The 20,409-nt window shown below is 73.3% G+C and carries 19 protein-coding genes and 1 pseudogene; 13 read left to right on the top strand and 7 right to left on the bottom strand.

The genetic code is table 11. The features are described 5' to 3' along the window. Nucleotides 1-239 precede the first annotated feature (239 nt). Both OIB37_RS33570 and sthA read left to right on the top strand, forming a co-directional pair. Nucleotides 240-446, top strand: coding sequence for a hypothetical protein (locus OIB37_RS33570; RefSeq protein WP_330461364.1), 207 nt, complete (start codon nt 240-242; stop codon nt 444-446). Nucleotides 447-598: 152 nt separating this feature from the next. Further along, entirely contained in the window at nt 599-2,005 is a 1,407-nt protein-coding gene (gene sthA / locus OIB37_RS33565) for a Si-specific NAD(P)(+) transhydrogenase (protein ID WP_330461363.1), read from the top strand. A 134-nt stretch (nt 2,006-2,139) separates the two neighbouring features. On the opposite strand, the pseudogene OIB37_RS33560 reads toward sthA, so the two are convergent. After that, nucleotides 2,140-3,291, bottom strand: a pseudogene (locus OIB37_RS33560) (HoxN/HupN/NixA family nickel/cobalt transporter); the annotation flags it as partial. Nucleotides 3,292-3,637: 346 nt separating this feature from the next. On the opposite strand from OIB37_RS33560, the gene OIB37_RS33555 reads away from it, so the two are divergent. From OIB37_RS33555 to OIB37_RS33545, 3 genes are all read left to right on the top strand, one after another. Further along, nucleotides 3,638-4,297, top strand: coding sequence for a DedA family protein (locus OIB37_RS33555; protein ID WP_330461362.1), 660 nt, complete (start codon nt 3,638-3,640; stop codon nt 4,295-4,297). After that, entirely contained in the window at nt 4,297-4,899 is a 603-nt protein-coding gene (locus OIB37_RS33550; protein WP_330461361.1) for a phosphatase PAP2 family protein, read from the top strand. The genes OIB37_RS33555 and OIB37_RS33550 overlap by 1 nt, the downstream gene beginning before the upstream one ends. A gap of 368 nt (nt 4,900-5,267) precedes the next feature. After that, nucleotides 5,268-5,942 carry a phosphatase PAP2 family protein gene (locus OIB37_RS33545; RefSeq protein WP_330461360.1) on the top strand — a complete coding sequence of 225 codons (675 nt, stop codon included), beginning with the start codon at nt 5,268-5,270 and terminating at the stop codon, nt 5,940-5,942. Between the two features lie 211 nt (nt 5,943-6,153). Here OIB37_RS33545 and prcB read toward each other — a convergent pair whose 3' ends face one another. The 3 genes from prcB to OIB37_RS33530 all read right to left on the bottom strand — a co-directional run bounded on the left by prcB (nt 6,154) and on the right by OIB37_RS33530 (nt 10,089). Further along, nucleotides 6,154-7,008 carry a proteasome subunit beta gene (gene prcB, locus OIB37_RS33540; protein ID WP_330461359.1) on the bottom strand — a complete coding sequence of 285 codons (855 nt, stop codon included), beginning with the start codon at nt 7,006-7,008 and terminating at the stop codon, nt 6,154-6,156. Nucleotides 7,009-7,116: 108 nt separating this feature from the next. Continuing rightward, entirely contained in the window at nt 7,117-8,190 is a 1,074-nt protein-coding gene (locus tag OIB37_RS33535) for a lysylphosphatidylglycerol synthase domain-containing protein (RefSeq protein WP_330461358.1), read from the bottom strand. Nucleotides 8,191-8,475: 285 nt separating this feature from the next. Continuing rightward, on the bottom strand, nt 8,476-10,089 hold the full coding sequence (locus OIB37_RS33530) for a hypothetical protein (protein ID WP_443058237.1): 1,614 nt from the start codon (nt 10,087-10,089) through the stop codon (nt 8,476-8,478). A 168-nt stretch (nt 10,090-10,257) separates the two neighbouring features. On the opposite strand from OIB37_RS33530, the gene OIB37_RS33525 reads away from it, so the two are divergent. From OIB37_RS33525 to OIB37_RS33515, 3 genes are all read left to right on the top strand, one after another. Then, a complete protein-coding gene (locus tag OIB37_RS33525) occupies nt 10,258-10,641 on the top strand; it encodes a BlaI/MecI/CopY family transcriptional regulator (protein ID WP_330461357.1) in 384 nt (127 codons plus the stop codon). Continuing rightward, on the top strand, nt 10,638-11,540 hold the full coding sequence (locus tag OIB37_RS33520; RefSeq protein WP_330461356.1) for a M56 family metallopeptidase: 903 nt from the start codon (nt 10,638-10,640) through the stop codon (nt 11,538-11,540). The genes OIB37_RS33525 and OIB37_RS33520 overlap by 4 nt, the downstream gene beginning before the upstream one ends. A 346-nt stretch (nt 11,541-11,886) precedes the next feature. Further along, complete coding sequence (locus tag OIB37_RS33515) at nt 11,887-12,573, top strand: nucleoside/nucleotide kinase family protein (protein WP_330461355.1); 687 nt, start codon at nt 11,887-11,889, stop codon at nt 12,571-12,573. 63 nt (nt 12,574-12,636) lie between these two features. Here OIB37_RS33515 and OIB37_RS33510 read toward each other — a convergent pair whose 3' ends face one another. Beyond that, complete coding sequence (locus tag OIB37_RS33510) at nt 12,637-12,987, bottom strand: hypothetical protein (RefSeq protein WP_330461354.1); 351 nt, start codon at nt 12,985-12,987, stop codon at nt 12,637-12,639. Nucleotides 12,988-13,324: 337 nt separating this feature from the next. Here OIB37_RS33510 and OIB37_RS33505 point away from each other — a divergent pair, with 337 nt between their 5' ends. The 3 genes from OIB37_RS33505 to OIB37_RS33495 all read left to right on the top strand — a co-directional run bounded on the left by OIB37_RS33505 (nt 13,325) and on the right by OIB37_RS33495 (nt 16,966). Then, a complete protein-coding gene (locus OIB37_RS33505) occupies nt 13,325-14,899 on the top strand; it encodes a phospholipid carrier-dependent glycosyltransferase (RefSeq protein WP_443058298.1) in 1,575 nt (524 codons plus the stop codon). A gap of 317 nt (nt 14,900-15,216) precedes the next feature. Then, the gene (locus OIB37_RS33500; RefSeq protein ID WP_330462068.1) at nt 15,217-16,095 is read left to right on the top strand and encodes a MurR/RpiR family transcriptional regulator; all 879 of its coding nucleotides are present in this window, start codon (nt 15,217-15,219) and stop codon (nt 16,093-16,095) included. Between the two features lie 487 nt (nt 16,096-16,582). Further along, nucleotides 16,583-16,966: a hypothetical protein gene (locus OIB37_RS33495; RefSeq protein ID WP_330461353.1), complete on the top strand. Its 384-nt coding sequence runs from the start codon at nt 16,583-16,585 to the stop codon at nt 16,964-16,966. A 73-nt stretch (nt 16,967-17,039) separates the two neighbouring features. Here OIB37_RS33495 and OIB37_RS33490 read toward each other — a convergent pair whose 3' ends face one another. Together OIB37_RS33490 and OIB37_RS33485 are read right to left on the bottom strand one after the other, a co-directional pair. After that, complete coding sequence (locus tag OIB37_RS33490; protein WP_443058236.1) at nt 17,040-17,894, bottom strand: peptidoglycan-binding protein; 855 nt, start codon at nt 17,892-17,894, stop codon at nt 17,040-17,042. Nucleotides 17,895-18,018: 124 nt separating this feature from the next. Continuing rightward, a complete protein-coding gene (locus OIB37_RS33485; protein WP_330461352.1) occupies nt 18,019-18,867 on the bottom strand; it encodes a hypothetical protein in 849 nt (282 codons plus the stop codon). Between the two features lie 172 nt (nt 18,868-19,039). Between OIB37_RS33485 and OIB37_RS33480 the strand changes: the two genes are divergently transcribed. Both OIB37_RS33480 and OIB37_RS33475 read left to right on the top strand, forming a co-directional pair. Further along, nucleotides 19,040-19,750 (top strand): TetR family transcriptional regulator, encoded by a 711-nt coding sequence (locus tag OIB37_RS33480; protein ID WP_330461351.1) that lies wholly within the window; start codon nt 19,040-19,042, stop codon nt 19,748-19,750. Between the two features lie 183 nt (nt 19,751-19,933). Continuing rightward, entirely contained in the window at nt 19,934-20,350 is a 417-nt protein-coding gene (locus OIB37_RS33475; RefSeq protein WP_330461350.1) for a Zn-ribbon domain-containing OB-fold protein, read from the top strand. Nucleotides 20,351-20,409: the final 59 nt, after the last annotated feature.

Here is a 20,409-nt window from a genome sequence, read left to right as displayed (position 1 = left end):
GGGCTTGGGGGCGAGTGTTCCCCCTCGACTTGAAGGCGAGTGTTCTCGCCCGCCTTGGGCAGACGCTTCTCACCCGCCTCGTCCGGGCGCGCCCCGGCGTCCCGCGGCACCCCGCGGCGTCTTCCGACGCTGCCGGCGCCTTCCGGATGCAGGGTGCGCCGAGGCGGACGATGGTAAGAGTGTGCCCCGTTCGGGGGCACCGGCACGGATGCGGTCATCCGGACCGAGGAGGAGGCATCATGTCGAGGTCAACACCCGAAGAGTCCATGTCGCCCGACGACTACTGCACCCCGGACGCTCTGCTCCACACCGCTCCCTCGAGGGACGTCACACCGGAGGACATGGTGATGGCGACGGGCAGGGACGTCACTCCGAAGAACCTCGACTGGGCGCGTCGCAAGATGGAGACGGAGGGGGCGGCGGCCATCGAGAAGCTGCTGCCGTAGAGCGTCCGGGGATCGCGGGTCAACGGGGGTCCGGCCGGGCGCGCCGACGGTTCCGTGCGCGTCCGGCGTCCGCCCCGCGCGCCGGACGCCGGCCGGTCTCCCCGGCGCAGGGGCCTTCCGTACGGTGCCCGGGGGCTGCCAGACTCCCGAGCGTGCCCGACTTCGACATGCTCGTCATCGGATCCGGACCCGGCGGGCAGAAGGCCGCCATCGCCGCGGCCAAGCTCGGCCGCCGGGTCGCCGTCGTCGACCGCCCCGACATGCTCGGGGGCGTCTCCCTGCACACAGGGACCGTCCCGTCCAAAACCCTGCGCGAGGCCGTGCTGTACCTGACCGGCCTGACCCAGCGCGACCTGTACGGACAGAGCTACCGCCTGAAGGAGGACATCACCGTCGCCGACCTGACCGCGCGCACCCGGCACGTGGTCGGCCGTGAGGTGGACGTCGTCCGCAGTCAGCTCGCCCGCAACCAGGTGGCCCTGTACTCCGGCACGGGCCGGTTCACCGACCCGCACACGGTCATCCTGCGCGATGGGGCCAACGGCCAGGAGCGGCTGCTGAGCGCCGAGCACATCGTCATCGCCACCGGCACCCGGCCGGCCCGCCCGGACACGGTCGCGTTCGACGGGCGGACCGTCATGGACTCCGACAACGTGCTCTCGCTGGAGCGGGTGCCGCGCTCCATGGTGATCGTCGGCGCGGGTGTGATCGGCATGGAGTACGCCAGCATGTTCGCCGCGCTCGGCAGCAAGGTGACGGTCGTCGAGAAGCGGCCCGCGATGCTGGACATGTGCGACGTCGAGGTCGTGGAGTCGCTCAAGTACCACCTGCGGGACCTGGCGGTCACCTTCCGCTTCGGGGAGACCGTGGCGGCGGTGGAGCGGCACGCCCGGGGGACGCTCACCCTGCTGGAGAGCGGCAAGAAGATCCCGGCGGACACGGTGATGTACTCGGCGGGCCGGCAGGGCCTCACGGACGACCTCGACCTCGGCAAGGCCGGGCTGGCGGCCGACCCGCGCGGCCGGATCAAGGTCGACGAGCACTACCGCACCGAGGTGGAGCACATCTACGCCGTCGGCGACGTCATAGGTTTCCCCGCGCTCGCGGCCACGTCCATGGAGCAGGGCCGAGCGGCCGCCTACCACGCCTGCGGCGAGCCGGTCGGGCGGATGCACAACCTCCAGCCGATCGGGATCTACACCATTCCCGAGATCAGCTTCGTCGGCCGGACCGAGGACCAGCTCACCGAGGACCGCGTGCCGTTCGAGGTGGGCATCGCCCGCTACCGGGAGCTGGCCCGGGGGCAGATCATCGGCGACTCCCACGGCATGCTGAAGCTGCTCGTCTCCCCGGTGGACCGCACCCTGCTCGGCGTGCACTGCTTCGGCACGGGCGCCACGGAGCTGATCCACATCGGGCAGTCCGTGATGGGCTGCGGGGGCACGGTGGACTACCTGGTCGACGCGGTGTTCAACTACCCGACGCTGGCGGAGTCGTACAAGGTGGCCGCTCTGGACGCGACGAACAAGCTGCGGCAGATCGACCACCTCGGCGACTGAGGGGCACGTGAGCGGGGCGACCGAGGGGCCCCGGACAGGCGGGCGGGGAAGCCGGGTTGGCCGATGGCCGACCCGGCGTTCTCTTCGGGTCCGACGCAGATCCCGCTGATCAGGAATCCGGACAGGGCCTGGTCGGCGGGCCGCTCGGCACGGGCGAGGCCGACCGTCCACTTCTCCTCGATGCGGCCGGCCTTCCACACCAGCAGGGCGAGGAGCCAGGTGGCGAAGAAGAGGCCGACGACCACGAAGCCGACGGTGTTGAGGTCGAGGCCGCCCACCCAGTCCCAGAAGCTGCCGTGCAGGGCGAGCTTGTCGGCGAGCAGGCCGAGGAGTTCGACGGTGCCGATGACAAGGGCGACGGCGACGGAGAGGCCGGTGACGGTGAGGTTGTAGTAGACCTTGCGGACCGGCTGGGAGAAGGCCCAGCCGTAGGCGAAGTTCATGAACGAGCCGTCGATGGTGTCCAACAGGGACATGCCGGCCGCGAACAGCACGGGCAGGCACATGATGGCGTACCAGGGCAGCCCGGACGCGGCGCCCGAGCCGGCGAGGACCAGCAGCGCGATCTCCGTGGCCGTGTCGAAGCCGAGGCCGAAGAGGAGGCCGAGCGGGTACATCTGCCACGGCTTGGTGATCGACCCGGTGACCCGGGCCAGCAGGCGGTTCATGAAGCCGCGGTCGTTCAGTCGCCGCTCCAGGGCGGCCTCGTCGTACCGGACGGTGCGCATCTCACGGAACACCTTCCAGATGCCGGCCAGGACGACGAGGTTGATGCCGGCGATGAGGTAGAGGAAGGCGCCGGAGACCGTCGTACCGATCAGGCCAGTGACCTGGTGCAGGTGCGAGTTGTCGTCGCGGACCGGTCCGGACAGGGTCTTCATGCCGAGGGAGAGCAGCAGGGCGAGGCCGAAGACGATGCTGGAGTGGCCGAGGGAGAACCAGAAGCCGACCGACAGCGGGCGCTGCCCCTCGCCCATCAGCTTGCGGGTGGTGTTGTCGATCGCGGCGATGTGGTCGGCGTCGAAGGCGTGCCGCATGCCCAGGGTGTACGCGGTCACGCCGATGCCGATGCCGAAGGACTGAGCGCCGACGTCGAAGCGCTCGGGGGCGACGACGCCGACCAGCGTGCCCCAGCCGACGACGTGCAGCGCGAGCACGAACGCGGCCATCGAGCCGACCCTGGTCCACTCCTGCCGCGTCATCGAGCCTCGCACGCGCTGCCAGGCCGAGCGCCTTGCGCCGGCCTGTGCGGGGAGGGGTGGAGCGGAACCAGGGGCGGCCGTCATGGGGCTTTCCTTCGGGTGACACGGGTACGACTGCGCTTCACAACCTTTCGCCATCATCTCGCACCTGCAAGTCATGTGCAGTAAAGGGCCGCGACAGGCCTTCCTCGTGGGCGGGGAAAGGCGACCGCCGGGCGAGGAGCACCCGGACGGCCCCTGCTCGGACCGTCACGACCGGACGCGCATGGTCGTTCGTCCATGGAGTGGCAATGACGGGGCGAAGCCCGGGAACGATCACGGCCCTCCGATCGTCTACAGTTCAGTAGACGGTCTACACATGTGTAGTCGTGCGGATTCCGGTCGGCCGAACCGGCGGAACCCACGCAACCAACGGAAAGGGCGTGCGGCGATGGCCACTCCCTCAGACCTGGCGTCGCAGCTCGCGGTCAACGTGCTCGACGCCCACTCCCTGCTCGCCGCCTTCGGCGTGCTGGGTGTCGGTGTGGTGCTGTTCGCCGAGACGGGCCTGCTGATCGGCTTCTTCCTGCCCGGCGACTCCCTGCTGTTCACGGCGGGCCTGCTGTGCGCGGGCGCGTCCGACCGGGGTGTGCACCTGTCGCTAGGGCCACTGCTCGCCGCGGCGGCCGTCGGCGCCCTGACGGGTTCGCAGGTCGGGTATCTGCTCGGCCGCAAGGCGGGCGGCGCCCTGCTGGCCCGCAGCCGGTCGGCCCGGCTGCACGAGGGCGCGCAGCGTGCCGAGGAACTGCTGGAGCGGTACGGATACGCCAAGGCGATCGTGCTGGCCCGCTTCGTGCCGGTGGTGCGCACGGTGCTCAACCCGATGGCGGGCGCTCTCGGCGTACCGGCGCGCACCTTCACTCTGTGGCAGGTGGCCGGCGGCCTCGTGTGGACCCTCGGCCTCACCCTCGGCGGGTACGCGCTGGGCTCGTCGATCCCCAACGTCGACCGATACCTGCTGCCGGTGATCGCGCTGATCGTGGTCGTTTCGCTGATCCCGCTCGCCGCCGAGGTGCTGCGCTCCCGCAAGGCCGCCAAGGAGGCCCGCTGATGATTCTCGCGCTCACGGGCTCGTCGGTGGACGGGTCTCTGTACCGGGATGTGGTGGATCTCGCCCGCCGCTCCCCCGGCTGGCTGGACGGCGTCGTCGCGGCGTGGTCGGCGTACGGGCTGACGGTGTTCGCGGTGCTCATGCTGGTGGGCTGGTGGCGGGCCCGCGGGGTCGCGGCCGCCGCGGCGATGACGGCGCTGGCCGTCCCGGTGGCCGTACTGGTGGCGTTCGCCGCCGACTCGGGGCTGAAGCTGCTCGTGCGGGAGGACCGGCCCTGCCGGAACCTGCCCTTCCGCACGCTGGAGGCGTGCCCGGCGCCGGGCGACTACGCGTTCCCCAGCAATCACACCGCGATCGCGATCGCGGCCGCGGTGGCCCTCTTCTTCGTCTCCCGCCGACTGGGACGGGTCGCCTCCGGGTTCGCCGTGGCCATGGCGGCCTCCCGGGTCTGGGTCGGGGCCCACTACCCGCACGACGTGATCGCGGGCGCCCTCGTCGGTGGCCTGGTCGCCTTCCTCGCCATGACCGTGCTGCGCCGCTGGGCCTCCGGACCGGCCGGACGGCTGGCGGCGACCAGGCTGCGTCCCCTGCTGGTGGCATGAACCGCGACGGCACCCCCGGCGGACACCCGGGCCACGAGCGCCGCTCCGATGCCGGCCCCACGGACAGCGGGGGCCGCTCCACGGGGCCCGCGGATGGTCGGTGCTCTGCCGCCGGTCCCGCGGACGGTCGGGGCTCACCTGGGGGCTCCGCGAACGGTCGGTGCTCTGCCGCCGGTCCCGCGGACGGTCGGGGCCGCTTCACGCACCCCGCGGACGGTCGGGGCTCCCCTGCGGGCCCCGTGAGCGACCGGGACTGTTCCGCGGGGAGTACGGACAGGCGGTGCTGTACCGCGGGTCGTACGGATCGCGAAAGGGGCGAGGTAGCGGTGGAGGATCGCACGGGAGGCACCGAACCCAGCGTGGCTGTGGTGAACCGAAAAGGCGTCGCCGAGCTCGCGGGAAGTGCCGCGCTCGGGGCGTGGGCGGCGTTCGCGGTGCTGGCGATGGTCGTGTCCGGCCGGCACGGCGCCCCGTTCCTCGCCGACCGCGTCCCGCACACCTGGTCCGTGGGTCACCGTCCGGCGGTGGCGGTGGCCGTGGCCCGGGGGCTGACCGCAACGGGCACCGGAGTCATCCCGTACACGCTGGTCGCGACGGCCGGGCTGCTCGCGGTCCGGGGCCGGCGGCGGCGCGCGGTCGCCGCACTGCTCGCGGTCGTCGTCCTCGCGACCGGCCAGGCCGTGCGGTACGGCGTCATGGAGCTGGTCGGCCGGGCACGGCCGCCGCGGCACGACTGGCTGACGCGGGCCTCCGGCTGGTCCTTCCCCTCCGGGCACACCACCACGGCGGCCCTGGCAGCCGGCCTGGTGATCATCGCGCTGTTCCTGCGGGCCCCGCGCGGCCGCTTCCCGCTGTGCGTGGCCCTGGCGGTGGCCTGCTGGGGCGCGGGGGTGGGGCTGACCCGGGTCTTCCTCGGTGTGCACTGGTCCACCGACGTGCTCGGCGGCTGGCTGTTCGCCGTCGGCTGGCTCGGCATGTGGCTGTGCGCGGGCGCCTGGTGGCTGCCCGGACACCTGATACGCGCACTGGAGCCCACGAGGTGACGGGCGCCGAGCCTGGCACCGACCTCCACGAGGCAACCCGCGTCGGAGCCGGCACACCGGGATGAATCCGTCCCCGGCGACGATCGCTCGCAGCCACCGTGAGCGCCGCGAGGGGCGGGAACCCGGTGGGGGGTGCCGAAATCCTCGTCGTGCGGTCCGCGCCGCGGCACTGCCGTTCGCCGCTCGCCAATCACCGCTCACCGCTCACCCGTCAGGGAGTGGCGTGGGGCCCGTCCGGCCGGCTCTGGCGCTGTGCGACCATCTCGCGGCTCAACTCCTCCGTCTCCGCCTCCGGGAGCCGTTCGAACCCGTCCTCGGTGATGACGTGGACGAGGGGGAAGATACGGCGGTGCAGGTCCGGGCCACCGGTGGCCGAGTCGTCGTCGGCGGCGTCGTACAGCGCGTGCAGCGCGGTCAGAGCGGCCTCGCGCCGGGACATCCCCGGGGTGAACAGCTTCTTCAGCGCGCTCCTGGCGTACGGGGAGCCGGACCCCTCGGCGTGGAAGTGCCGCTGCTCGTACAGGCCTCCGGCCGCGTCGAAGCCGAAGATGCGGCCCCCTTCACCGGCGGTGGCGGCGGTGTCGTAGCCCGCGAGGAGGGGGACGACGGCGAGGCCCTGCATGGCCTGGGCGAGGTTCTGCCGGATCATGGCGGCCAGGCGGGTCGCCTTGGCGTTGAGGGTCATGGGGGCGCCCTCGACCTTCTCGAAGTGGGTCAGTTCGACCTGGTAGAGCTTCACCATGTCGAGGGCGAGGCCGACGGTGCCGGCGAAGGCGACGGCCGTGTGGTCGTCGGCGGGGTGCACCTTCTCCAGGTCCCGCTGGGCGATGAGGTTGCCCATGGTGGCGCGGCGGTCGCCGGCGATCAGGACGCCGTCCCGGTAGGTGAGGGCGAGCACCGTGGTGCCATGCGGAAACCGGTCCGGCGCGACGCGAACGCCGTCCGGGAACGGCGGTGTGGTGGGCAGCAGCCCGGGCCGGTGGGCCGCCAGGAACTCGGTGAAGGACGAACTCCCTGGCACGAAGAACTCCTCGGCCGGCAGACCCGCGATGTCCCTATCCGGCATGCCACTCATCCTCCTGTGTCGCACGGCAGCAATCGACTCCTACCTGATGCGGGGACCGCGGAAACTCCAAAACCCGGTGGCAGGGTGTTCCTTCCCGGATCTTTTTTCTCACAACGCCTTGCGGCGCACCAGCACCGCCAGGACCACAAGGCCCGGTGGCAGCGGCAGCCAAACGGTCAGCAGGCGGTAGCCGAGCACGGCGGAGGCGGCCGTGGCGGCGGGGGCGCCGGACGCGGTCAGCGCGAAGGCGAGCGCGGCGTCCAGGGACCCCAGGCCGCCCGGAGTGGGCAGCAGGGCGGCCGCCGTGCTGGCGGCCAGGTACAGCAGGGCCACCTGTACGACGGGGAGGGGCAGTTCGACGGCCTTGGCGACGGCGACGAACACCGCGCAGTGCAATGTGGCGAAGGCCAGCGAGCCGCCCCACAGGGCCGCCGTGCGGAGCGGACAGGCGTGCACGGCACGGATGTCGGTCAGCACGGCCGTCACCGCGCGGCGGCAGCGCGGCCGCAGCGGGACGGCCACGAGTGCGGCGAGGAGAGCGACGGCGGCCAGTACGGCGGCGAGCACGGCCGGGGAGAAGTGCGGCACCCGCAGCAGGCCGGGGCAGGCCAGGGCGAGCAGCGCGATCAGTGCCAGGCGGACCGCCCCGGCGGCGCCGGCCTTGACGGCGAGCGCGCCGGCCGCACGGCTCGCGGACAGTCCGCAGCGCATCAGGAACCGCAGGTTCAGCGCGCCCGCGCCGAGGCCGGCCGGCAGCAGGTGGTTCGCGGCGGAGGCGGCGAACTGCGCCGCGATCAGCCGCCCCGTGGGCAACCGCCGGGTGACCGCGCCCTGCTGGGCCAGCGCCGAGGCCGCCCACGTGCCGACGGCCGCCACCGCGCCGACCAGCAACCACCCCTGATCGGCCACGGCCAGTCGCTCCACCCCGGCCCGCACCACCGGCCAGTGCCGCCGGGCCAGGTAGCCCACGCAGAGCAGTACCGCGAGGCAGCCGGCGCCGTGCCAGCAGACCCGTCGCCGCGCGACAGCGGGGATGAGGTCCGCGAGGCATGCCGTGAGCGGTCCCGAGGCCGGGACCGGGGCGGGGACGGACGCCGGGGCCGAGGTCGCCCCCAGGGCCGAGGTCGAGGTCGGGTCCGGAGGTGGAGACGGACCGTCCTCGCCTGCCGCGGCGGCTGACATCCCATCGTCCTGAGCGCTCTCGGTCACCGGCCTTCGGTCCTCATGGGCGGCCTCCGCAGCGGCGTGACGGGACATCAGCGGCCTCCCTGCTCACTGACACGGCGCGTCATCAATGCCCCTCCTGCTCGTCGGCGCGGCGCGGCACCATCGGCGCGCGGGCGGCACCGGCGCGGCGTGTCGTCGACGGCGTACCGGGCGTACCGGTCTCCCTGGCGCGGCGTGTAGTCGACGGCGCACCTGCGGTCCTGGCGCGGCGGTTCATGAACCGGGATCCGGCACGGCTCATCAACCGGCCTCGGGTACGGCGTAGTACACGCGCAGTGCGCCGACCGCCACGGACGGCCAGTCGCGGGCGTAGGCGGGTGGCCGGGTGCCCGGGACCACCAGGGTGGCCACCGGAAGGCGCCGGGCGGCGCGGCCGATGGCCTCGTCCGTGCTGTTGGCGTTGTGCCCGGACGTGGCCGCCGAGGAGCAGCCGGCGTAGAAGCCGACGGGGATGGCCTCGTGCCCGGTGACCAGGCAGGGCGGACGGACGCCGAGGTGGTGCAGGGCGTCCGCGGTGCCGGACCAGGACCGGCGGGCGGTGGTGGTGCGGTCCACGAGGGGCATGAGGACCGTCAGTTGGACGGTCAGGTGGGCGGCGAGCCCGAGCGCCACCAGGGCGACGGCCAGGGGGCGGCGGGAGCCGTCGCGGGCGGTCGTCAGACGATCGAGCGCGTCGGCGGCCGGGATCGCGAGCAGGGCGTACGCGGGCAGGAGGAAACGGGGCGCCGCGTAGCCGATGAGGAAGAGGTAGGGGGTGGCGGCGGTGACCGCGCAGGCGAGCGGGAGCAGAGTGGGTGTCGTACGCCGGGCGCGGACCGCGACCGCCAGGCCGAGCGCGGTGAGCAGGGGCAGAGCGAACCACCACCCCATGACCGCGGGGCCGGGGAACCCGCCGGTGCACGGCCGGCACAGGGCGCGCCCGCCGAGGCTGCGCAACTGGTCGACGACGGCGAGGTGGAGGCCGAGGCCGCCCTGGATCGCCGAACCGTCCGACAGCCGCTGGAACAGGCCGCCGTATCCCACGTACGCCTCGATCACCCACTCGGCGGCCCCCGCCGCGAGTCCGGCCAGGAGGACGAGCAGGGGGCGCCGGTAGGGGCGCCGGAGGCCTAGAACGAGGAGCGGCAGGCAGGCCCAGACCGCGTCCATGGGCCGCATCAACGCCATCAGCGCCCCGCTCGCGGCCAAGCCCCAGAGCACGGTCCGGCCGTCTCGGCCTTCCCCGGCCTCCCGCCCCTCCCGGTCTTCCCGGTCCTTCCGGCCCTCCCAGCTCCTCCAGCTCTCCCGGTCCTTCCGGCCCTCCGTGGGGTTCTTCGTTCCGCGCGGGTGGCGGTCCCCTCTCGCGGCGGTACCGGCGCGCAGGAAGCAGGCGACGGCGGCGAGGGCGCCGACGGCCACCCAGTAGTTGGGCATGGCCTGAGGGCCGTAGAAGAGCGTCACCCAGAGCGAGGCGAATAAGACGCCGGCCCCGGCGAGGACGCGGACGGGGAACAGGCCACGCCAGGCACGCAGGGCCAGGAACAGGGCGAAACCGGAGAGCAGGGCGAGGTAGACGCGCAGCAGCGGGGTGGACGAGGACCAGGAGGTGATCGGCGCCGTCAGCAGCGAGACGCCCCGCGCGCGGGGTGCGCTGAAGAAGGCCGCGGGCACGTGTCCGCTGACCTGGCTGACGTACACCGTCTCGTCCCAGCCGAGTCCCATGACCGGGGGTACGAGGAGGAGTTGGGCCAGGGTGAAGGCTGCGGCGACCACCGCGAGGGGCAGAGCCCCGTGGCCGGGAGTGGCACCCGTGACAGTGCGGCGCGAGCCTGCGCGCCCGTCCTCGGTCGTTGTGGCGTGCGCGCTGCCGGCCATCGTCGCCCCTCACCCCCTACACCGTGTAGGGCCTGCTGCGACCCTACAGCCTGTAGGGCTACAGGTCCGGCTTCGAGGGCAACAGGGACAAACTAGCGCGCACGGTGGATGTCCGGCGGGCAGGTACGGCCATCCGAGCGACGGCCCTACGCGCTGTAAGGTTGGGGCATGGCTGGCACAGGGTCCCGCGGCAGGGCGGAACGGCGCAGCGCCGGGGCGCTGGAGAGTGAGGTACTGGCCGCCCTCTGGGCCACCGAAGGGCCGCTGACTCCGGCGGAGATCCAGGCCGAGATCGGCGGCGGACTCGCCTACAACACGGTCCACACCATTCTCAAGCGCCTGTACGACAAGGGGCTGGTCCTGCGCGACGCCGACGGGCGGCGCGGCGCGTACCGGCCGGCGAAGAACGCGGCGGAGCTGACCGCCGCGGCGATGCACGAGGCCCTGGACCGGGGCCCCGATCCGATCGCCGCGCTGCAGCAGTTCGTGACCGGCCTGAGCCCCGAGGAGGAGCGGGCGCTGCGGGAACTGCTCGCCGGAGGCGGGGCATGAGATTCGACGTGTACACCCCGCTGCTGCTGTCCGTGCTGCTGCCGCTCGTCAGTCCGGTGATGGGACGACGGGTGGCCCCGGCGCTCGCGGCGCGCGTACTGACCTGCGCGGCGGTGCTGACCGCGGCGGCCACCACCTGGTCGCTGATGCTGCTGGCCGCAGCCCTGCTCGGGGACGCGCCGCCGGTGATCGCGGAGGCCCGGGAGGACGGCCGCCGGCTGGTCGACCCGGTGCCCGAGGTCGTCGGGGTCGCCGCGGGCCTCGCTCTCCTGCTCGTCGCCCACCGGGTGTACCGGGCGATCCGTTGCGAGCGGGCCACCCGTCGGGCCCTGCGGCGGCTGTGCGCGGGGCATCCGGCGGACACCGAGCTGGTCGTCGCCGCGTCCTCCGTGCCGCAGGCGTTCGCCGTACCCGGCCGGCCGGGCCGGATCCTGGTCACGTCGGCGATGCTGGCCGCGCTGGAACCCGCCGAACGCCGGGTGCTGCTCGCGCACGAACGGGCCCATCTCGCGCACCGGCACGGCCGGCTGGTCACGGCGGCGACACTGGCCGCCGCGGCCAATCCGCTGCTCGGCCCGGTCCGCTCCGCGGTGACCTTCCTCGTGGAGCGGTGGGCGGACGAGCGGGCCGCGGCCACCGTCGGGGACCGGCGGACCACCGCCCGCGCCCTGGCCCGCGCCGCGCTCACGGCGGGCGAAGCCCGGTCCGGCTGCGCCCTCACCTTCACCGACCGCGCGGTCTCCCGGCGCATCGCGGCCCTGCAGACGACACCGCCCCCTCACCTGTGGCCCGCCGCCCTCGCCGTCCTCGCCCTGGGCGCCCTCCCGGCCCTCGGCGCCGCCGACGCCACCCGCGACCTCCTCGACTTCCTCGGACTCCTGGCGCGCCCACTCATCTGAGAGGCAAGTGGCCCCGGCCGGGGGTTTCGGGCGCCGGCCCGAGAGACGAGGGTCCGGCTTGAGAGGCGAGCTCCGCCGCCTTGAGAGGCGAGGGCGCCGGCCCCGAAGTCAGGGCCCTGGTCGGAGGGGGGCGACGGCCGCGGCCTGAAGGGCGAAGCCGCCGACCCGAGAGGCAGCGACCCGGCCCGAGAGGCAGTCACCCGGCCCGGGTGAGACCCCTGACCGCGAGGCGAACGCACCGGCCCAGGAAGTGAAGGCGCCGGCCCGGGAGGGGAAGGTGCCGCCGAAGGCGCCGCTGTCCGAGAGGCGAAGGCGGCGGCCTGGCAGACTCTCCCCTGTGCCCCCCGTGTCGCTGACCTTTGACGACCTGCTCCTGCGGGCCCGCGCCCTCTCCCGGGACGGGCGCCGTGCGCTCCTGGGCATCGCCGGCGCTCCGGGTGCCGGGAAGACGACGCTGGCCGAGCATCTGGTGCGGGCCCTCAACGCCGACGGGCCGCCCTGGGCGGCGCACGTCCCCATGGACGGCTTCCACCTCGCCGACGCCGAGCTGGACCGGTTGAGCCTCCGGGACCGCAAGGGCGCACCCGACACCTTCGACGCGGCCGGCTACGCCGCGCTGCTGCGGCGACTTCGGGAGGACGCCGACGAGGTGGTGTACGCGCCCGGGTTCGAGCGGGTGCTGGAGCAGCCGATCGCGGGCTCGATCCCGGTGCCACCGGCCGCCCGGCTGGTGGTGACCGAAGGCAACTACCTGCTCCTGCGCGAGGGTTCGTGGGCGCGGGTGCGGCCGGCCCTGGACGAGGTGTGGTTCTGCGAGAGCGAAGAGCCGGAGCGCGTCCGGCGGCTGGTGGCCCGGCACGAGGAGTTCGGCAAGGACCACGAGACGGCGGTGGCCTGGGTGCTGGGCACGGACCAGCGCAACGCCGACCTCGTCGCCACGACCCGGGACCGGGCGGACCTGGTGGTGCCGTCGACCGCGCTGCCCACACCGTGCGCGGCGCGGGACACCGCGCCGGCCTCCGGGCGGGGCTGAGCCCACCGCCGGAGCGGATCGCCGGCCCTCGTCGTCGGTGGGTTAGGCGCGTTCGTCGGCCGGCTACGCGCGTTCGTCGATCAGTTCACGCAGATGGCGGGCGGCACGTTCGATGTCATGGTGCTTGTACTGTCCGGCCCGGGACTCCACAGCGACCAGGCCGCTGCGGTGAACCTTGTCGAAGTCGCCGTACGGGAAGGAGTACCGCGCCTTGGTCTCCTCGGGCTCCTGTTCGTTCACGCCGAGGTACCACTCGGCGAACTGTCCGAACCCGTGCGCCTCGATGAAGGCGTTCTCCTGCTGCGCGGACGGCTGGACCTCCTGCCAGTCGTCCTTGTCGGCGACGAAACGCCCCTGCTCGATCAGGCGCTTCGCGTGGTCGTACCCCGTGCCGTTCAGCTTTGATGCCGTCACCGTCCACCGTCCCGGCTCGTCCGACGCGTGCGGTTCCCACCCTCGCAGAGAATTCCACCGTGGTCGCGTCGAGTGATCCGTGCGGAGATCACCCGTGTCGTGCTGAACTCCGTGCGGCCTCGGGCCGTAAGCGTGGGTACGACTACGAGTCCGGGAGCGGCGGACGGTGACGACGCACGAACAGCAGACGGCCCGTGCGGGCCAGGCGGTCCTGGCCCCCGGGCCCACCGGCGACGACGGACCCGCGCGGACACCGTTCCGGGCCGTGCTGTACGCCGGGCTGCGCCGCCGCCGGCGGTGGCTGGTGCCGGCGCTCGTGACGCTGCTGCTGGCTCAGATGGCCGCGGCGATGGTCACCACGGCCGTCCAGCAGACCCCCACCATCGACGAACCGGTGTACGTGGCCACGGCCACCGACTACCTGCGTGAGCACCGCCTGCGCTACAACCCCGAGCACCCGCCGCTGGGCAAGCTGCTGATCGCGGCGGGCGTCGCGGTGGCCGACCCCCACTACGACCCGTCGTACACGGGCACCCAGGGGGACGTGGGCCGGCATCTGCTGTACGAGTCGGGCAACGACCCCTGGCGGCTGATGCTGTGGGCAAGGCTGCCGGTGATCGCGCTGACGCTGCTCTTCGGGCTGGTCGTATGGGCGTTCGCGGGCGAGGTGACCGGTACGGCGGGCGGGCTCGTGGCGCTCGCGCTGTACGCCTACTCCCCCGACGTGATCGCGCACGGCTCGCTGGCCACGCTGGACGTGCCGACGGCCGGGTTCGTGCTGACGTCGGCCTGGCTGGTGTGGCTGGCGCGGCAGCGGCCGTGGCGGTGCCTGCCGCTCGCGGGGGCGGCTCTGGGCGCGGCGGTGGCCACCAAGATGAGCGCGCTGCCCGCGGTACCGGTGCTGATGGCCCTCGCCGTCGTGTCCGTGCGCGCCGCCCTGCCCGGCACCGGGTCATGGCGGCGGTGGCGGTGGCGTGAGGCGCGCCTGTGCCTGGCGGGGGCGGCGGTCGTGGCGCTGGTGGCGGTCGCCGTCGTATGGGCCGCGTATCTCGCGGTCGACCCCCGGCTGCGGTTCACGCCCACCGAGCCGGTGCCGGCCGTGCCCGGGCCGCGCGGGCTGCTGACGGAGCTGCTGCCGCTGCCGGACGCGTACCGGGCCGGGATGCGCGTGCAGTTCGGGCTGGAGGACTACCCGTGGCAGGGCTATCTGTTCGGGCACGTGTACGCCGGCGCCCTCTGGTACTACCTCCCGGTCGCCCTGCTGGTGAAGACGCCGATCGGGCTGCTCGCGCTGGGCACGGCCGGTTCCGTGGCGGTCGTGGCGGTACGACGGCTGCGGTCGGCGGCGCCGTATCTGCTGCTCCCGCCCGTGGTGCTGCTCGCGGCGGCGATGACGGGCTCGCGGGACTTCGGTACTCGGTACGCGCTGTTCGTGCCGATGTTCCTCGCGGTGACGGCCGCATGCGTGCGGACCGCCTGCCGCGCGGAGCACCGGCGCCGGGCGGGAACGGTGACGGGGGTGCTGGTGCTGTGGGCGGCGGTGAGTTCGCTGCGCGCGTTCCCGTACTACCTGCCGTACGCCAACGAGGCGTTCGGGGGTCCGGCGCACACCCATCGGGTGCTGCACGACTCCAACGTGGACTGGGGTCAGGACCTGGGGCGGCTCGCCGACCGGCTGAGGGAGCGCTATCCGGGCGAGCGGGTGTGGCTGGTCTACAAGGGCAGCGGTGTTCCGTCGTCCTACGGGATCCGCGCCTCCGATCCGCGTGAGGTGGCGCCGGAGCGGGTGCACGGGCTGCTGGTCGTGTCGGACTCCGCGGTCGCCAAGGCGCGGGGAGGGCTGGCCGAGCTGATCCGCACGAGCCGCGCGGTCGACGAGGTGGGGCACTCGATCACCCTGTACCGGCGGTGAGGCCGCGGTCCGCCGGCCGTCGGGCCATCGGGCCACCGGGCCGCCGGTTTCGCCGGGCTGCCGGGCTGCCGGGCTGCCGGGCTGCCGGGCTGCCGGGCCGTCACAACTCCCTGGTCACCATGGTGGGTGAGCTATGTTGAGTTTTCGTGGGAGACAAACCTGAAGGACCGGCAGAACAGGCAGAAACCGCGGAGCCGGCAGAACCCGCGGCGCCGCCCGCCCCGGCCGAACCCGCCGTACCCGCCGTACCCGCCGTACCCGCCGGACCGTCCGGACCGGTTCACTCGCCGCAGCAGGCGCGCGCCCAGGCGTCGGCGATCACTTCGGGCAGGACCGGCCCGGAGTCCGAGGCCGCACCCACGTCCCGGCTCCGGGAGCTCTTCGACGGCCCCCGGCTGTCCCCCGGGCAGCGCCGGATCGCCCAGTACCTGATCGAGCACATCACCGAGGCCGCGTTCCTGTCGATCACCGAGCTGGCGGACCGCGTCGGCGTGAGCCAGCCCTCCGTCACCCGCTTCGCGTCGGCGGTCGGCTTCAGCGGCTATCCCGCGCTCCGGGAGAGGCTCCAGTCGATCGCGCTGAGCGCGCTGGCCGGGGGCCCCGGCGAGGAGGACCGGGCCAACGAACTCCAGGCCGCCGTCGACGCCGAGCTGCAGAACCTGGAGAACCTGCGCCGCGACTTCGCCGACCCGGACCGGGTGATCCGCGTCGGCCGGGCGCTGTCCCGCTCCACCCCGCTGACCGTGCTGGGCCTGCGCATCTCGATGTCGCTGGCCGAGTACTTCGGCTACGCCGCCCGGCGCATCCACCCGGATGTGCGGCTGGTGACGCGGGGCGGCAGCGTGGCGTACGACGCGCTGCTGCAAGCGCGTGAGGCGGGCGGCAGCTGGGTGCTGGCGTTCGCGATGCCCCGGCACGCGCAGGAGACGCTCACCGCGCTCCGGGTCGCGCGCGAGGCGGGTCTGAAGGTCGCGCTGGTCACCGACCTCGCGCTCGGCCCGCTGGCCGACGAGGCCGACGTCACCTTCGCCACCGGCACCGGCTCCCGCCTGGTCTTCGACTCCTACGCCGCGCCCGGCGTGATGGCCGCGGCGCTGCTGCAGGCCATGACGGACGCCGATCCCGAACGCACCCAGGGACGCCTGGAGAAGTACGAACAGGTCGCGGACCAGCAGCAGTTCTTCCTCAAGAACTGACCCTCCTTCCGTCCGGGAGGGCCGGGGCCTGTCACGGGGCGGACGTCACGGGACGCTGGGCAGGGGGCGCTGCGCGCAGAGCACAGGGCACAGAGCGCAGGAATCATTCGGCGCCCGCGGAGCATTCACGACAATTGGCACATGAAAGTTTTCATGCGCCTTGCCAAGTCGTCGGCATATATAAATACTGCTCACGGATCGCGCCAGGTCGACCACCGCGCGCATCCCGCTCCGCCCCACCCCACCCCGCCCCGAGAAAGCCGACGGACCCGCCCATGCGCACGCAGGCACACCCGCAGCGCAGGCACCTGACGCCCGGGGCACCCGCACGGACACCCGACGCCGTCGCGCCCTACTCGCGCCGGTGCCCGGACCGTCCGCCGGCGCGGCGCCCCGGCGACGCGCCCGTGGCGGTCCCGGTCATCCCCTGGGCCGGGACCGCCCCACACCGCCGGACCACCCCTCCCGACGCCGCAGACCGGAAGCGATGACGATGCCACTGACCAGCACGCGCATCAGCCCTGACTGGCCCTGCCAGGTCAAGACGCCCGGCAGCTACGACTGGGAGCGGTCGGCGACCAGGTGGCTGCGCGAGCTGATCCCGGCGCGGTACGCCAGCTACCCGGCACTGATGCGGCACCCCGTGCTGCTCGCCCGGCACGCGCAGCTCCAGGTCGAACAAGAAGTCCGGGTGGCGCGTACGGCGTTGCAGACCGCCCGCGCCGAACTCCCGGCCCTCGGAATGCCCGAGTCGGTCATCGAGCACAGCATCAAGCTGTACGCGGCGGAGGTGCTTCAGCTCCAGCACATCGCGCGCAGCGTCCGTGCGGTCTCCGAGGCGCTGGGCGGACGCGGCTCCGGCGGGCGCTGACAGGCGCGTTGACGGACGGGCCGACCGCACCGCGCCTCCGCAATTGGGGTGGGGTGCCCGCGGGCCGGGGCGGTCAGCCGGTTCCGGCGCTCGTGCGGGACTCCAGCGCGCGTCGGGTGTCGTCGCCGTAGACGCCGGTCTCGTCGCCGCTGATGCCGTACCACAGCTGGAAACGGGCCACGGCTTCGGTGAGGGTGCTGTCGTACGTTCCTTGGGTCGAGCCGTCCCGGTAGACGTCGGGTATGCGCAGGAGGCGCTGCTGCAGTTCGACGACTTCGGGGCCGGTGTCACCCTGGCGGAGAGTGCCGGAGCCGTCCGGGTCGACGGCTGTGGTCGGAGCCGAAGCCGGAGGTGCGCCGGCCGGGTCCCCGGGGACGGACGCGGGCGGGGCCGCGGAGGCCTGTGCCGTGGCGGCGGAGCGGGAAGGCCCCCGGGGTGCTGCGTCGGCCGTCTGGTGGCGGGCCGGGAGCAGGAGGGCGCAGCCGAAGCCGACGAGTGCGGCGGCGCCGAGGGTCGCGGCGACGGCCGCCCGGCGGACTCCGGAGCGGTGACGGGACGCACCGTCGGAGCCGGTGTCGAGCGGACCCTTGGCGCGGGGCGGAATGGTCGCCGCGGGCGAAGTGGGCCGAGTGGGCGGCGCGGACGCGGTGGGTGCGGGCGGCGGAGCTGCCGCGACAGGGGGAAGTTCCTGCGTGTCGTCCTCGGCGTCCTCCCGCCCGCGCGCCGTCGGCGACGGGTCGGGCGGTTCCATCGTCTCCAGGTCCGGCATCACCTCGCGCATCAGCTCCGCGAGCGCGTCGAAGCGGCGTAACCGCAGGATGCGGACGGGTTCCAGAACCGGCCCGGGGGCAGGCCCTTCGGCGCGGGGCCGTTCAGCCCGGGGCCCTTCGACGCGGGGCCCTTCGGGGTCGGGCGACGGTGCCGGCACGCTGCTCTCCTTCCGTCCCGTGGGTACGGGAGTCCGCGGTCCCCCGAGGGGATACGGCCCGCGGGGCAGCGCTGTTCAGGCTCCCCGCCACCAGGAGAGGCACGACCGATTGGGCGAGCCCCCGTCAGGCCGGGCGGAACGACCCCTGGACGAACCGGCTCAGGGACGACGTCAGCGCGGCCACGAAGGAGTCCCGGTCCTCCTCGGGAAGGGCGTGCAGGGACAGGTAGGGGTTGAGGTCCTCCAGTTCCACCAGCAGCAGCTCGCCGTCCGCGGTGCGGCAGGCGTCGACGCGCTGGATGCCGTACCCGAGGGCGTTCCAGTCGATGAACCGGCGGGCGAACTCCAGGTCGGCGGCGGTGGCCGGGTACGGCTTCAGCTCCCAGCGGCGCTCGGGGTCGGGGGCGTGCAGGGCGTACTGGAAGTCGTCGTCGACGAAGTAGAAGGACACCTCGTAGGCGAAGTCGACGCAGGGCTGGACGAGGAGGCCGCCGTCGGCGCGGGGCGCGTCGGCGATCCGGCCGGCGGGCAGGACGCGCAGGCCGAGGGAGTCGGCGCCGAACTTGGGCTTGACCACGTAGTGTTCGGCCGCGGGCAGCCGGTGCAGCTCCTCGGCGCGGTCGACCGTCGGGATGACCGGGAAGCCGGCCGTGGTCAGGTCGAGCAGGTACTGCTTGCCGGCCATGTCCGCCTTGCCGGTGAGCGGGTTGTACACCCGGACCCCGTCGCCCAGCGCGCGTGCGCGGAAGGCGTCGTACTCCTGCTGGTAGCCGAGGACGGGCCCGCTGTTGCGGACGACCACGGCGTCGTAGCCGTCCATGAGCGCGGCGGCGTCCAGGGGATGACACAGGGCGAGGTCGAAGTGGGCGCGCAGCCGGGAGGTGAGGAAGACGTCCTCGTCGCCGTAACGGCGTCCGCGGGCCGGGTACGCCAGATCGGTGACGTAGAGCAGGCGGGGGCGCGCGGCGGGCATGCGGATCTCCTCGTGCGGACTGACGGCGGCAACTGTGGAGAAAGGTTACTTCGCAGCGTAGGGACAGTTTGACCACGGCTTTGGTCCGGTCCGGCAGCACTCAGTTCCTCCCCGGGAATCCCCACATTGCACTGAGTGCCATGAGACCGCCTTCGGTGCTACGTTCCCGGTCATGAGCTCCAGCAGCGCGGCGCCGGCCGCGAAGCCGCCGATGCGGGACGCCCTGGTCGCGGCGGCCTTCCGGCTCTTCCTGGAACGCGGGTACGAGCAGACCACGGTGGACGACATCGTGGCGCTGGCCGGGGTCGGACGGCGCTCGTTCTTCCGCTACTTCCCCTCGAAGGAGGACGTGGTCTTCCCCGACCACGAACGCTGCCTCGCCGACATGACCGCGTTCCTGAACGCGGGCGCCGAGGCGGACGATCCGGTGCGGCGCGTGTGCGACGCGGCCCGGCTGGTGCTGCGGATGTACGCGGAGAACCCGACCTTCTCGGTGCAGCGTTACCGGCTCACGAGGCGCGTCCCGGGGCTGCGCGCCTACGAGTTGTCGGTGGTGTGGCGCTACGAGCGCGCGCTCGCCGAGTACCTGAGGGAGCGGTTCGCCGGCCGGCCCGACGGGACGCTGCACGCGGACGTCGTCGCGTCCGCGGTCGTCGCCGCGCACAACAACGCCCTGCGCTCGTGGCTGCGTTCGGACGGGGAGGGCGACGCGGGGACCGCCGTGGACCACGCACTGGCGTACGTCCAGACCGCGTTCGGCCGGCCGGTCCGCACCGGCGCCCGGGGCGAGCACCCGGACGACGTGGTCGTGCTCGTCTCGCGGCGCGACGCCCCGCTGTGGCGCGTGGTGCAGGAGTTCGAGACCGCGCTGGGCCGCGCCTGAACCCTGCCGGGGCAGACCGTCCCTGCTCCGGGACTCCACGGATATTGGGGTACGGAGTGCCTTTACGAGTGACACTCAGTGCCATACGCTGTCGGCGTGCACGGTGGCACCGCGACCGCGCACACGCGTGCGGGGTTCCCGCCCGCATGCGGGACACCGGCCGAGCGCAGGGAGTTGACCAGCGTGCATCACCACTCAGCAAGCGACTCGTATCCGGCGGCCGGTTCCGGGACGGATGTCCTCGACCCCGTGTCCGCGGACTCCAAGGACGCCATCCTCTTCCAGCGCTGCACCTGGTGCGGGACCGCGATGTTCCACCGGCTGCTGTGTCCGGTGTGCCAGGGCAGCGAGTTGCGCACGGAGCGCAGCGAGGGCACGGGCACCGTCCGCCACTCCACCGTGGTGCACCGCAACACACCGGCGGCGCGCAACGTGTCGCTGATCGAGATGAGCGAGGGCTTCGTCGTGCGCGGCCGCGTCATGGGCCCGCCCATCGGCATCCACAGCGGCGACCGCGTCCGCATCTCCACGGCCAAGGATCCGGTCCGCGGCGAGCCCGTCTTCCAGCTGCTCGACGAGCCGTACCGCGCCTGGACCTGACGGCGGGCAGCTCGCACCAGGGCCCCCGGTACGAAGCCTCGGCCGTCACGGGCGTCGTC

Source organism: Streptomyces sp. NBC_00820, assembly GCF_036347055.1.
Taxonomy (GTDB): domain Bacteria; phylum Actinomycetota; class Actinomycetes; order Streptomycetales; family Streptomycetaceae; genus Streptomyces.
Note: the sequence above shows the minus strand (reverse complement) of the source record. Positions and strands in the feature narration are given on the sequence as shown.

What these genes read in the sequence shown, in the direction of transcription:
- OIB37_RS33570 (WP_330461364.1), top strand. Translation starts at nt 240, where the DNA reads ATGTCGAGGTCAACACCCGAAGAGTCCATGTCGCCCGACGACTACTGC.
- OIB37_RS33555 (WP_330461362.1), top strand. Translation starts at nt 3,638, where the DNA reads ATGGCCACTCCCTCAGACCTGGCGTCGCAGCTCGCGGTCAACGTGCTC.
- OIB37_RS33550 (WP_330461361.1), top strand. Translation starts at nt 4,297, where the DNA reads ATGATTCTCGCGCTCACGGGCTCGTCGGTGGACGGGTCTCTGTACCGG.
- prcB (WP_330461359.1), bottom strand. Translation starts at nt 7,008, where the DNA reads ATGCCGGATAGGGACATCGCGGGTCTGCCGGCCGAGGAGTTCTTCGTG.
- OIB37_RS33535 (WP_330461358.1), bottom strand. Translation starts at nt 8,190, where the DNA reads ATGTCAGCCGCCGCGGCAGGCGAGGACGGTCCGTCTCCACCTCCGGAC.
- OIB37_RS33530 (WP_443058237.1), bottom strand. Translation starts at nt 10,089, where the DNA reads ATGGCCGGCAGCGCGCACGCCACAACGACCGAGGACGGGCGCGCAGGC.
- OIB37_RS33525 (WP_330461357.1), top strand. Translation starts at nt 10,258, where the DNA reads ATGGCTGGCACAGGGTCCCGCGGCAGGGCGGAACGGCGCAGCGCCGGG.
- OIB37_RS33520 (WP_330461356.1), top strand. Translation starts at nt 10,638, where the DNA reads ATGAGATTCGACGTGTACACCCCGCTGCTGCTGTCCGTGCTGCTGCCG.
- OIB37_RS33505 (WP_443058298.1), top strand. Translation starts at nt 13,325, where the DNA reads ATGGCCGCGGCGATGGTCACCACGGCCGTCCAGCAGACCCCCACCATC.
- OIB37_RS33495 (WP_330461353.1), top strand. Translation starts at nt 16,583, where the DNA reads ATGACGATGCCACTGACCAGCACGCGCATCAGCCCTGACTGGCCCTGC.
- OIB37_RS33485 (WP_330461352.1), bottom strand. Translation starts at nt 18,867, where the DNA reads ATGCCCGCCGCGCGCCCCCGCCTGCTCTACGTCACCGATCTGGCGTAC.
- OIB37_RS33480 (WP_330461351.1), top strand. Translation starts at nt 19,040, where the DNA reads ATGAGCTCCAGCAGCGCGGCGCCGGCCGCGAAGCCGCCGATGCGGGAC.